The sequence below is a fragment of the Alteromonas sp. W12 genome, assembly GCF_001924945.1.
GTDB lineage: Bacteria > Pseudomonadota > Gammaproteobacteria > Enterobacterales > Alteromonadaceae > Alteromonas > Alteromonas macleodii.
The window spans coordinates 1-12,523 of record NZ_LQXH01000001.1 but is presented as its reverse complement, the minus strand read 5'-3'; the positions used below and the strand labels follow the sequence as shown (position 1 = coordinate 12,523).

The 12,523-nt window shown below is 45.1% G+C and carries 10 protein-coding genes; 4 read left to right on the top strand and 6 right to left on the bottom strand.

Annotation, left to right across the window (positions count from 1 at the left end; translation table 11 throughout):
- Positions 1-13 precede the first annotated feature (13 nt).
- Together rplU and AWH61_RS20055 are read right to left on the bottom strand one after the other, a co-directional pair.
- A complete protein-coding gene (rplU, locus tag AWH61_RS00045) occupies positions 14-325 on the bottom strand; it encodes a 50S ribosomal protein L21 (RefSeq protein ID WP_012517169.1) in 312 nt (103 codons plus the stop codon).
- Between the two features lie 258 nt (positions 326-583).
- A complete protein-coding gene (locus AWH61_RS20055; RefSeq protein WP_170870486.1) occupies positions 584-748 on the bottom strand; it encodes a hypothetical protein in 165 nt (54 codons plus the stop codon).
- Between the two features lie 352 nt (positions 749-1,100).
- Between AWH61_RS20055 and ispB the strand changes: the two genes are divergently transcribed.
- On the top strand, positions 1,101-2,075 hold the full coding sequence (ispB, locus tag AWH61_RS00040; RefSeq protein WP_014948150.1) for an octaprenyl diphosphate synthase: 975 nt from the start codon (positions 1,101-1,103) through the stop codon (positions 2,073-2,075).
- A 111-nt stretch (positions 2,076-2,186) separates the two neighbouring features.
- Here the strand turns inward: ispB and AWH61_RS00035 are convergent, their stop codons facing one another.
- The 3 genes from AWH61_RS00035 to AWH61_RS00025 form a co-directional block, all read right to left on the bottom strand.
- Positions 2,187-2,903: a ZIP family metal transporter gene (locus AWH61_RS00035; protein WP_075175921.1), complete on the bottom strand. Its 717-nt coding sequence runs from the start codon at positions 2,901-2,903 to the stop codon at positions 2,187-2,189.
- A gap of 280 nt (positions 2,904-3,183) precedes the next feature.
- Positions 3,184-4,515, bottom strand: a complete 1,332-nt coding sequence (gene pepQ, locus AWH61_RS00030) for a Xaa-Pro dipeptidase (protein ID WP_075175920.1) — start codon at positions 4,513-4,515, stop codon at positions 3,184-3,186.
- A 167-nt stretch (positions 4,516-4,682) separates the two neighbouring features.
- Entirely contained in the window at positions 4,683-6,746 is a 2,064-nt protein-coding gene (locus tag AWH61_RS00025) for a transglycosylase SLT domain-containing protein (protein ID WP_075175919.1), read from the bottom strand.
- A 495-nt stretch (positions 6,747-7,241) separates the two neighbouring features.
- On the opposite strand from AWH61_RS00025, the gene fadB reads away from it, so the two are divergent.
- A complete protein-coding gene (gene fadB / locus AWH61_RS00020) occupies positions 7,242-9,392 on the top strand; it encodes a fatty acid oxidation complex subunit alpha FadB (RefSeq protein WP_075175918.1) in 2,151 nt (716 codons plus the stop codon).
- Positions 9,393-9,410: 18 nt separating this feature from the next.
- The gene (gene fadA, locus AWH61_RS00015) at positions 9,411-10,574 is read left to right on the top strand and encodes an acetyl-CoA C-acyltransferase FadA (RefSeq protein WP_024015658.1); all 1,164 of its coding nucleotides are present in this window, start codon (positions 9,411-9,413) and stop codon (positions 10,572-10,574) included.
- Positions 10,575-10,654: 80 nt separating this feature from the next.
- Here fadA and AWH61_RS00010 read toward each other — a convergent pair whose 3' ends face one another.
- Positions 10,655-11,623 (bottom strand): integron integrase, encoded by a 969-nt coding sequence (locus AWH61_RS00010; protein ID WP_075175917.1) that lies wholly within the window; start codon positions 11,621-11,623, stop codon positions 10,655-10,657.
- Between the two features lie 236 nt (positions 11,624-11,859).
- On the opposite strand from AWH61_RS00010, the gene AWH61_RS00005 reads away from it, so the two are divergent.
- Positions 11,860-12,375, top strand: coding sequence for a hypothetical protein (locus AWH61_RS00005; protein WP_075175916.1), 516 nt, complete (start codon positions 11,860-11,862; stop codon positions 12,373-12,375).
- Positions 12,376-12,523: the final 148 nt, after the last annotated feature.

Below are 12,523 nucleotides of genomic sequence, written 5' to 3'. Positions count from 1 at the left end.
GTTCGTGCTCCTATTATGCGTTGATACCAGTGATTTTCACTTCTGTGAACCACTGACGGTGACCCGCTTGCTTACGAGAGTGCTTACGACGACGGAACTTAACGATTTTTACTTTATCGCCACGACCGTGTGTAACAACCTCAGCAGTCACCTTACCACCAGCAACGATTGGTGTGCCGATTTTTACGTCGTCACCGTTGCTTACCATTAAAACTTTGTCAAATTCAACCGTTTCGCCTGGGGCTACTTCGATTTTTTCAAGACGAACGGTTTGGCCTTCGGCCACACGGTGTTGTTTACCGCCACTTTGGAAAACCGCGTACATAGTTAACTCCGCTCTGCGTCCACTGACGCTTCAATTCAAAAAACAGGGCGCGAATTGTACGTGAAACATCCGTAAATCACAACCCCGATTCGCAGAAAAATAGATTATTTTTCCAACATGGGGCGAATTATGCCCCAATTGCGTATTTGATGCAGCTTCAAATGCCCAAAAACCGTTAAAAATTCACAAATTTTTTTGAAAAAACAGTAAAAATTTTTAGGTCGTATTAAATCAAAATGGAAATATTGATAGGTCAAATTACATAGAAATGCGATCCAAACAGCGCAAGATCACGTGAGCGAGATCGGCAAACGATCCCCAAATATGCATTGCGATCAGACTGCGATCGAGCTGTTGGATCCCACGAATAGGATCGTTTTTACGATTACTACTTCCCCACTTTGTATCTGTGACTTGGGGCAATGCTACTCCCCTAATTGAGAAACAAAGTTGCTCTTAAACACTTCGTTTTCTTCATACAAACGTCAAAAAATAGCGACTTAACAGGAAAAATTATCGAGAGCACCTATAATTGCATGTGATCGCATGATTAAGGGGGCGTACATGCGGCAAACCGCTAAACACGGAACAGAATTTATATGAAGAATGCAGCCCCACCTTTTTCACATCTGGTTTAACCGTATTTGAGGAATTACACGTAAATGCGTTAAGCCGTCATTTTTTAAGACAATTTGGTGGATAGTACAGATGATTAAGGTACAATCGCCACCAATAATTGCCCAAGACGTAAGAGTAAGTATTTATTGCCATGCCTATGGATATAGATCAAATCCGCGCCCTGTCTAATGATGATATGCAGGCGGTCAACCAGCTGATTCAACAACAAGTCGACTCTGATGTTGCCCTAATTAATCAGCTTGGTTTTTACATTGTAAACAGTGGCGGCAAACGATTACGCCCACTTCTTACCGTGTTAAGTGCGCGGGCTATGGGAATAGACAACAACGATCACCATACCCTTGCGGCGATAGTTGAATTTATTCATACCGCTACCCTATTGCACGACGATGTGGTTGACGAATCGACCATGCGCAGAGGGCGGGAAACGGCCAATGCCATTTTTGGCAATCAGGCATCAGTATTAGTGGGTGACTTTCTTTACACCCGTTCTTTCCAAATGATGGTGAGCCTTAAACGCATGCGCGTTATGGAGATACTGTCTGAAGCCACAAACCAAATTGCTGAAGGTGAAGTGTTACAGCTGATGAACTGTAACGATCCCAGCACCACAGAAGCACGTTACTTTGATGTTATTTACGGTAAAACGGCGCGTTTGTTTGAAGCTGCTACGCAGTTAGCGGCTGTGCTGACCGACCAAAATGAGCACATTGAACACGCTATGCAAGAATACGGTAAGCACCTAGGCACAGCCTTTCAGCTAGCTGACGATATACTTGACTACATGGCTGACAGCGAAGAAATGGGCAAGAATGCCGGCGACGACTTAGCTGAAGGTAAGCCTACTCTGCCATTACTTTACGCTATGTGGCACGCAAGAAATGACGACGACAAAGCGCTTATTCAAGAAGCTATTGAACAAAGCAATGGCCTACCACACTTGACGCGGATTCAAGGCATTATGGAAGAAACCGGTGCTTTGGACTACACACGTGAATGTGCGCAAAAAGAAGTACAAATGGCCATTAACAGCTTAAACGCTATTGAAGATTCTGAATATAAAGAGGCGTTAATCGCGCTGGCACATATTTCAATTGAGCGTACAAGCTAACTAGCAATAGATAACTAATTGTCGATAAGTGATATGAAAAGGCGTGTTGTAAGCAACACGCCTTTTTTATTGGCAATTACCAATTACGAAAACTAGCTAATTATTAAAAAGCTAGCCTTCGAGCATGAAACCTATCATCCCCACTAAAAAACCAAGAATACCGCCAAGCGGAGGAAGCCAATGGTTTTCCATACGAATTTGCGGTGCAATATCCTGAAACACCGAATAAAGTATTCCACCTGCGGCAAACTGCATTATACCGCTCATTACAACGGGGAACTGCGCTAGATAATAAAAGCCTAACAAGCTAAACAAGGGGCCAAGTAGCGCCATTAATACAAAGATAATAATGAGTTTGGTGCTGCGCTGCTTGTTCTTTGGCAACATTTCCCTATATGCATTAAACCCTTCTGGTAAGTTTTGAACTGCAATCAGTAGGCCTAATAACATGGTACCTCCGCCTAACGCTGCCGTAGTACCAAGTGCGATAGACTCAGGCACAAAATCACTGAGCATGGCGGCTAACTGGCTGCCTGCGGTTTTCTTTTTCGCCAAGTAAATATCAAGGGCCATAAAAGCTAAAGCACCGCCTACGAAGCACATTATGGCCGCAAATACCGATACGTCTTTTATGCCTTCAGGTACAAGTACAAGACCCACCGCCGAAATTAGCGCTCCTGCTCCTAACGCTAAAATACCATGGCGTAATTCTTTTTCTAGCCACTTAGGCTGAATGCCTTGGTAAGTCGCTAAAATAGCGCCAGCAGGCATCGCTAAGCCTGCTACTGTTGCCATTATTAATAAACCTACAATATCGCCTTGTGGCATAACGACTCCTTTCTAACCATTACTTGTATATCTTCCTATTGATTACTACACACAGCACCATTGGTTTACAAATAATACCAGTCCGCATAGATAATTACCCACTCAGCGAGAGTTAAAATGTTCGTAATCGCGGCGTGTTAACGCAGGTATAGTGGTTCTACATCGAGGTGACGCAACAAGGAGTACGAACATTTTAAAAGCGCGTAATGAAAAAGAGCAGCTTAAGGCTGCTCTTTGCATTTATAACGATGGGTTGTGTTGGCTATATACAAAAAGTCGATTAATTTAAGTCCAAATCTCGGGTCATGTTCTCGTTCTTATCGCGATGCACAATAATGTTGTCTTCAATGCGAATGCCGCCAAACGGTTTGTATACATCAATGGTATCCCAGTTGATGTACTTAGACGCAGGCGTCGCTTTAAGGTCGCGCAGTAGACTATCGATGAAGTACAGGCCCGGCTCAATAGTGAACACTTGACGCGCTTCTACCATACGCGTGCAGCGTAAGAACGGGTGATCATCAGGAGCAGGCTTAGGCGTGCCTCTGTCATCATTAACCAATCCGCCCACATCGTGTACCTGCAGCCCCAAGAAATGGCCAATGCCATGTGGGAAGAACGTGCGTGTAATGCCCATTTCCACAATCTCAGGTGGCGTTAAATTCACCATGCCGGTATCGTGAAGAATTTGCGCAATACCATCGTGGGCTAACAAGTGAATGTCTGTGTAGGCTACACCCGGCTTTAACGAATCGACTAAGGTCAGCGTTACCTTATCTACCGCTTGAATGAGGTCGCGGAACATCGCTGAATTATGAACACCTTCTTGAGCGTAAGTACGCGTAATATCTGCCGCATAGCCATGATAATTTGCACCCGCATCAATCAGAAACGAACGTGATTCTTTTGGCGCTACGGTATCACACTGCATGTAATGCAGAATTGAAGCATGCTCGTTAAGTGCCACAATACTGGTATATGGTACGTCGTTGTCACCTTGTCGGCTTGCTGCGGCATAGGCAAGATTGATATCAAATTCGCTTTTGCCTTCACGGAAGGCTTGCTCAGCGGCCTTATGGCCTGCCACCGCCAGCTTGTTAGCTTCACGCATGCAGTCAAGTTCATAGTCGGTTTTATAAGCACGTTGATAATGCAAATAATGCAACACGCGGTCTGGATTTACATTGTCAAAACCCAACGCTTTTGCCACTTCAATATATTCGCCTACATAGGCAAAACGGCTTTTATCGTAAGGCAGAAATTTCTCTACCGCATCGGCCTGTTGAAGTAGTTTAATGTCGAAGCTGTCAGTCCAAAAGTCATTTGGCTCTGGTGGCACTTTGTGCCAGAAATCTTCAGGGCGATAGAAAATAAGCGTAGGCTTGTCTACACCGTTTACCACCAGCCAACAGTTAGGGTTATCAATAACAGGCACCCATGCTTTGAACTGCGGGTTTACCTTAAATGGGTAGTGATTATCGTCCAAGAAAAGACGTTTGCCCTGCCCTGAGTGAATAACTAGTCCGTCTAGCCCTTCTCGCTGTAATGCTTCGCGAGTTCTAGCTTGAAGCTCTTCGATATGCTGTTGGTAGGTTGCATTATGTTGCGACATAGCCCCTCTTATCTTTTTAGTCGTTAGTTAGCTACTAGTGTATCACGAGGCCAGCATGACATGCATACTGGCTCAGACCGCTGTGCTGTTGTATACGTTAAGTTTCCCATACTGGTAAAATAATAACGTAATGAAAGGCGTACCCTTATACGCCTAACCTTTGATAGCTATCGCGGTGCTAGTTGCAGTGTACCTGTTACCGGATGTGTACTTACTGCATCTGCCGATGGGATCATATCGCGGGTAAGTTGAGGGAAGATATTCTCGTTTCCACCTAACTGCTGGTCGTAAATATGCTGATACGCCATCACCGCCTTCACGTAAGCACGGGTTTCTTTGTAGGGAATATTCTCAATCCAAATATCCACGGGCAGCGCTTCATTAGCAGGTAACCATTCCAACACTTTACGCCAACCAGCGTTATAAGATGCGGACACCAGCACTGGGTTATTGTTTAACTTGTCCATTAAATAACGAAGGTACTGCACGCCGTATTCAACGTTATCGTCTACCTGAAAAAGTGTGTTACGACTTACTTTCTCTTTTGCTACATAACGCGCTGTTCCCGGCATAAGCTGCATGAGTCCTGCCGCTCCCACCGAAGAGATAGCATCGCTTCTAAACGAACTTTCGCGGCGTGCAATAGCCATAGCCAGCGACTTTGAAATGCTGTATGCCTGCGACTTTTCGCTGAATACATCGTTAAAGGCCAGTGGGAATCGGCGCTCGACATCATCCCAATAGCCACTTCGCGCAAAACTGGTAATAGCTTGATCGTACAAGCCCCACTCATACGCCAAAATGCCCGCATCGGTCACTTTCGATTCGGGTAAATGTGACAGTAAATAAAACCACTCACGGCGCGCTTCTGTGGTTCTGTCTAACCTGAAAAATTCAACAGAGCGCATGGTGGCAGGGGTTTTTGCCACACTGGCAATAGCTGCCGTGTCTCTTGGTGCTGGCGTGTGTGCAAGCGACGGAATTTCGCCTATGTGCGCACTTGCCATAAAGCCATAATAATGGCGTTCTTGAGAAAGCTCTTTATAAAGCACGGTAGCCTGCATAGTTTGACCAAGCGCTTCTAAAGCTCGGGCTTTCCAATAGCGATAGTTTTCTTCTCGCTGCAAACTGACAGGAGCGCTATCAATAACATTAACCACTTCCTGCCACTTTTTCGTGCGAAGCAAATGGGAAATATGCCAAAGCTTTACATCTTCACTGGCACCCTGCACATCAGCAAGTTCAAGCCAATGATGCGCTTGAGGAAGGCGGTCTAGCGTGTAGCTAAGCGCTATTGCTCTTCGCATAACGTGCTGCTGCGCTGGCGAGAACACGTTTTTGTCGTTGTAGCGGTTAAATACCGTGCCGGCTAAGTCAGGGTTTCGCCAAGCAAGTTTCTCGACCGCCCATACGATTACCTCAGCTTCATGCGATGCATTTTTTAGTGGAAAGAGCGCCGTTCTATTTACTCGGCTGGTGTCTCGGGTTACCGATAGCCACGCGTCAGCCAGGTATTGCTTATCACCGGGAAGTTGGCGCTTAAGATAAGAGATAATGCTTCGGTTATCTTCTTTCGCGGCAATCTCTATGCGCTTGATCACCATTTCGGGTGTCATCATGCCCGCTTTTTTCCACTTAGCAAAAAGCGGATCGCATTCATCCGGTTGCGACTGACCGTGAAGCCATAAAGCGTCGACTTCGGACAAAATAGCTTGTTCGCTTTCACCTTCTTTTAAACGGTAATTAAGCGCAATACAGGTTAGCCTTGCGCCCATACCTGGGCGATAATTGTCTAAAAAAGTGCTGCGATAATCGTTCTTAGCAAGGTAATTAAGCCATTTATAACGCACACCGTAGCTTACCGGCTGACCATTGAAATCTTCCAGAAACTGCTTAACCTCGCGCTTTGTTCTTATTGACATCGTGCGCTCTAGCTTGAGTCTAAGCAGATAAGGATAAAGTGGATAATGCGCCAGTTCATAAATGTCGTTATCGAGGCGCTGAACGCTTCGCTTCGAATACGTTAACAGCTTTTTTTCAACTTCCAGATAACGAGCGCGATCCTTTTCGAAAATATCTTCGGGTAGTGTTAAAGGCTGTGTAGCCCATGCGCCGATAGAGAAAAATGAAGAGAGCGAGCAAACAAATGCCCCCACAACGGTGGCGAACAATTTATTGTTTTTTGTCAGCGAGCGCTGACCTAACCACGAACTAAAATAAAAACCAGACACAATAGAACTCCTACCCTGCTCTACACTCGAACGCTTATGAGCGCTGGCAAATTTGCCGAATCGAGCTGATTGTAAAATGTTGCTGAAAAAGCAGCATTGCGACTGATCCACTACGTTCGTTTGATAAACGAAGGGAAGATTTCAGCCTGGCTCCTTGCCAAAGAAGATGTTGTGCCAGCTGTCGTTAGCTATGCTTTACACACATAGTTGACATGATTGTAGATTATTCTTTTGCTGGATTGGCGCTTTGCGTCAATAACGCTCATTATACAACCACCAATGGCGAAATGAAGCTTGAATTCGATATTTACACTTGAATTTAAGTCATCCGACCACTACCTTAGACAAATTGAAACGCTTGTTTGATTTTTTGTTGAAATTTTGTGTGGCTTTGTAAAGAATCTAGCCACCCTAACGCGTTAGTGAATGCATACGACCCTACAAATTAGTTGGATTACTTCACTAACATCCTGGCCAATGCCGAAGGAGATGATAATGATATACACAGGCAAAAGTCTTTCCGTCAGCCTGTTAGAAGACGGCTTTGCTGAGCTGGTATTCGACGCCCAAGGTTCAGTAAACAAGTTCGACCGCCAAACGGTGAGTGAACTTGACGAAGCAACTCAAGCCCTACTTGCTAAAGGCGATGTTAAAGGCTTAGTAGTACGCAGTGCGAAATCTGCATTTATCGTGGGTGCTGATATCACCGAGTTCACTGGTTTATTCGCCATGGACGATGCAGAAGTACTACAGTGGGTTGCCAATACATCACAAGTATTCGACCGCTTCGAAGACCTACCTTTCCCTACCATCGCTGCAGTTAACGGCTTCGCTCTAGGTGGCGGCTGTGAAATGGCATTGGCGTGTGACATGCGTATTGCAGACACTACTGCTTCAATTGGTTTGCCAGAAGTTAAACTAGGCCTAATGCCTGGTTTTGGTGGTACGGTTCGTCTACCTCGCCTTATTGGTTCAGACAACGCCCTTGAGTGGATGACCACTGGCCGCGACAGAAAAGGCGCGAAAGCCCTTGCTGAAGGCGCAGTTGATGCCGTTGTTGCACCAGAAGCACTTGTTGAAGGTGCGCTTTCAATGGTGAAAGACGCCGCTGACGGTAAATTTGACTGGCAAGCGCGTCGTGCGGTTAAGAAAGCCCCACTACAGCTAAACAAAAACGAAGCCATGATGAGCTTCTCTACTGCTCAAGCTATGGTATTTGCACAAGCTGGCAAACATTACCCAGCGCCGCACAAAATGGTTGAGACTGTTCAAAAAGCAGCGGGCCTAGACCGTGAAGGTGCACTTAAGCTTGAAAATGAAGGCTTTGTAGCGTTAGCGAAAACAGACGCTGCGAAAGCGCAGATTGGTATTTTCCTTGCAGACCAACTAGTTAAAAGCAAAGGTAAGAAGCAAGCGAAAGCAGCTACTAAGCAATCTAAGCTTAACGCTGTGCTAGGCGCAGGTATCATGGGCGGCGGTATCGCATACCAAAGCGCTGTGAAAGGCACGCCAGTTATCATGAAAGATATTAACCAAGGTGCACTAGACCTTGGCCTTTCAGAAGCAGCGAAGATCCTTGGTAAAGGCATGCAGCGCGGTAAAGTAGACGCGGCCAAAATGGCGCAAACACTTAACGCTATCACGCCTACCCTTGAGTACAGCACGCTTAAAGATGCTGACCTTGTTATTGAAGCGGTTGTAGAAAACCCGAAGGTAAAAGGTATTGTGCTTAAAGAGGTAGAGGACAACGTAGCGGACGACGCTATCATTTGTTCAAACACTTCTACTATCTCTATCAATCAGCTCGCTGAAAGCCTAGACAAGCCAGAGCGCTTCTGTGGTATGCACTTCTTTAACCCAGTGCACCGCATGCCGCTTGTTGAAATTATTCGTGGCGAAAAAACCTCTGAAGAAACCATCAATGCAGTAGTAGCCGCTACCCTTAAAATGGGCAAAACCCCAATTGTGGTTAACGACTGCCCAGGGTTCTTGGTAAACCGCGTATTGTTCCCATACTTTGCGGGCTTCAGTAAGTTACTTATCGACGGCGCTGACTTTGTAGCGGTTGATAAAGTAATGGAAAAAATCTTCGGCTGGCCTATGGGCCCTGCTTACCTAATGGACGTTGTAGGCATCGACACTGGCGATCACGCAGCAGACGTAATGGCTGCAGGTATTCCAGAGCGTATGGCTCGCCTAGACAACGACCCAGTAACTCTTTTCTACAAAGAACAGCGTTTAGGTCAGAAGAACGGTAAAGGTTTTTACAACTACGGTGTTGATAAGCGCGGCAAGCCGTCTAAAACACCTGCAGAAGAAGCATACGCACTAATGGCGCCACACGTAGCTGAAAAGACAGACTTTGAAGCTGACGACATTATTGCACGCCTTATGATCCCTATGGCAAACGAAGCAATTCGCTGCTTGGAAGAAGGCATTGTAGATAGCGCAGCTGAAGCTGATATGGCGCTACTTTACGGCTTAGGTTTCCCTCCATTCCGCGGTGGTATTTTCCGTTGGATTGAAACCATTGGCTTGGCGAACTTTGTTGCTATGGCAGACAAGTACGCTGAACTTGGTCCTATTTATCAGATCTCAGACGGCGTTCGTGAAATGGCCGCTTCTGGTAAATCCTATTTCGCATAAGACCCGGAGGAAAAACTAATGAAAGAAGTGGTCGTAATCGATTGCGTACGTACCCCTATGGGTCGTTCAAAAAACGGTGTTTTCAGAAATGTGCGTGCAGAAGACTTATCTGCTGCGCTAATGACCGCGCTACTAGAGCGTAACCCTGGCGTAAACCCAGCGGAAATTGAAGACATCATTTGGGGCTGTGTTCAGCAAACTAAAGAACAAGGCTTCAACGTTGCACGTAACGCGCAACTACTAACACAAATTCCACGCACAACTGGCGCGGTAACGGTAAACCGTTTATGTGGTTCATCAATGCAAGCCCTTCACGATGCAACAAGCGGCATCATGAGCGGCCGTGGTGACATTTACATGATTGGTGGTGTTGAGCACATGGGTCACGTACCGATGAACTACAACATCGACTTCCACCCTGGTCTTGCTAAGTACACCGCGAAAGCGTCGGGTATGATGGGTATGACAGCCGAGCTACTTGGCCGTCAAAACGGTATTACTCGTGAGCAACAAGATGCATTCGGTGCGCGTTCGCACCAGCTAGCGCACAAAGCACACCTTGAAGGCCGCTGGGCTAACGAGATTGTGCCTGTTGAAGGTCACGACGCAAACGGCGTATTAAAGCTAATTGACTACGATGAAGTAGTACGCCCAGAAAGCACTGCTGAGAGCATGGCGGCACTTCGCCCAGTGTTCGACCCAGTAAACGGTACTGTTACTGCGGGTACATCTTCTGCGCTGTCTGACGGTGCATCAGGTATGCTACTTATGTCAGCAGACCGTGCGAAAGAGCTTGGCCTAACGCCTCGTGCGAAAATTCGCGCAATGGCTGTGGCTGGTTGTGATGCAGCAATTATGGGTTACGGCCCAGTGCCAGCAACACAAAAAGCCCTTAAGCGCGCTGGCTTAACTATGGACGATATTGAACTTGCTGAGTTTAACGAAGCGTTCGCGGCACAGGCGCTATCATGCATTAAGCAGTTAGGTTGGATGGACCACCTAGATACTAAGATTAACCTTAACGGTGGTGCAATTGCACTTGGCCACCCACTAGGTTGTTCTGGTTCACGTATTTCAGGTACGCTTATCAACCTAATGGAATCACAAGACGTAAGCCTAGGCTTAGCGACAATGTGTATTGGTTTAGGCCAAGGTATTGCTACCGTATTTGAGCGTGTGTAAGCGTTTGAACTAGCGTTTAATAGCTAAGTTTTGAAAAGGGCCTTCGGGCCCTTTTTTGTTGGGTGTAATTACTTTAAAGATTACTTCAAAACACGAGATAAAGGACTTACCACACCCTGCGCACCTTGCTGAAGCACGTGAGTATAAATTTGCGTGGTCTTTACATCTGAATGCCCTAATTGCGTTTGCACCGTTCTAATATCAGCGCCCGATTGTAGCAAATGCGTGGCAAAGGAATGACGCAGTGTGTGAGGCGTAACTTTCTTTTTGATGTCACAAGTTTTTGCCGTGTTTCGTATTGCTTTTTGTATACTCGATTCATCAATATGATGTCGTCGCACTCTTTTGCTTTCAGGATCGATAGATAATCGAGAAGAGGGAAATAAATAATGCCAGCCTAACTCTCTGGGCGCGTTTTTGTATTTCAAACGTAATCGGTGAGGTAGATAAACGCCTACGTACTTTGGATTTTCTAAATCAGCCGCCAAGAAGTTTTCTACCATAGCGATTTGTCGTGTAAGACTTGGTTTTAATTCCGCAGCCAACGTTACAATGCGATGCTTACCGCCTTTCCCATCCCAAATGCGAATAGCGTTGTAGTCAAAATCAATGTCTTTAACTCGTAGCCTAACCGCTTCCATTAGCCGCAAACCACTTCCGTACAATAAAGATATTGGTAACTTTAGGTTGGCAGGAATTTGCTCAAAAAGAGAAACGACCTCTTCCTGCGTTAATACAACTGGAAGCTTGGCTTGCCTACGACTTGAAACAAAGTTGAGTTCGCATGAAAGTGGGCGCTCTAATATATCGCGATATAAGAACGCCAATGCATTTAACGCGCTAGCTTGAGTGGCCGGAGCCACATTTTTAGCGTTAACTAAGTGAGACAGAAACACTTCAACTTCTTTATCTCCCATTTCAGATGGGTGCCTATTATTATTAAATCGAATAAAGCTAATGATCCATTTGCTATAGAGTTCTATCGAACGCTTCGCATAGCGACGGTTGTGCATATGCTCAATCACCATTTGCATGAACATTGATTTCATTTTTTTGATTTTAATTACTGTAAATAAAAACAGAATTGCGGTTTTTGACTCGTCCGTAAAATAAAAAGGAAAGATTCCGTACTTAAGTACAGTATTTTCAGATACTAAGTGTAGGTTATTGATGGAAGTGTATTTACGTGCGAAAGTGATAAAACTAGAAATGTGATATACGGAAACTATCCACTTTGCATAAAGGATTTTTTCCTTACACTAAATTGTTATATCACAGGTGTAAAATGTCAGAGCGTTCAGTTGAATTAGCAAAACAACATATTGCTGAGTCATATAAATATGACTATTTCGTAGTTGGCATTAGCGCTGCTACATTCGCATATTTCGCAAAAGACTTTAAAGCTCTCAGCAGCTTCGCTTTAAACTCAAATACATTAATTGCTTTAAGCCTTATATTACTCGCTATATCTGTATTAAGTGGTCTTCGTAAGATCAAACTTCATACGCATCATCTCGCCGTTAACTCTCAGTATCTAGATGCATCGTCACATCTCGCAGCCTATAAGAAAAATTACATAGAAGGTGGTACTGGAATTAATTTAAATACAGGCGAATTATTAACACCAGTCGATTCATCAATTAAAGCCCAAGAACTTGAATCGCTAATTCCTAAGATTAAAGAAAATTTGAATAATCAGGGGGATAAGGTCTTTATGAGTAGTAAGGTTAGAGATTTATCTTTGTATTTGGCTTACGCAGCATTATCAGTGAGTAAAATCCTTCCTATTTTTGAAATGTGATATAACAAACAAATTAAGTCACTCGCTCCGCTCGCTGGGACACAAACATGGCGGCAGTGTCACTTCGTTCCGATTATAGCCGCCATGTTTGTGCCCCTTATTTGGGTGTTAGCCACCAAAGACACTATGAGCCAATTTTTTTCATTTT

Coding starts and splice junctions, on each gene's coding strand:
- fadA (WP_024015658.1), top strand. CDS start 9,411: ATGAAAGAAGTGGTCGTAATCGATTGCGTACGTACCCCTATGGGTCGT.
- AWH61_RS00035 (WP_075175921.1), bottom strand. CDS start 2,903: ATGCCACAAGGCGATATTGTAGGTTTATTAATAATGGCAACAGTAGCA.
- fadB (WP_075175918.1), top strand. CDS start 7,242: ATGATATACACAGGCAAAAGTCTTTCCGTCAGCCTGTTAGAAGACGGC.
- ispB (WP_014948150.1), top strand. CDS start 1,101: ATGGATATAGATCAAATCCGCGCCCTGTCTAATGATGATATGCAGGCG.
- rplU (WP_012517169.1), bottom strand. CDS start 325: ATGTACGCGGTTTTCCAAAGTGGCGGTAAACAACACCGTGTGGCCGAA.
- AWH61_RS00005 (WP_075175916.1), top strand. CDS start 11,860: ATGTCAGAGCGTTCAGTTGAATTAGCAAAACAACATATTGCTGAGTCA.
- pepQ (WP_075175920.1), bottom strand. CDS start 4,515: ATGTCGCAACATAATGCAACCTACCAACAGCATATCGAAGAGCTTCAA.
- AWH61_RS00010 (WP_075175917.1), bottom strand. CDS start 11,623: ATGAAATCAATGTTCATGCAAATGGTGATTGAGCATATGCACAACCGT.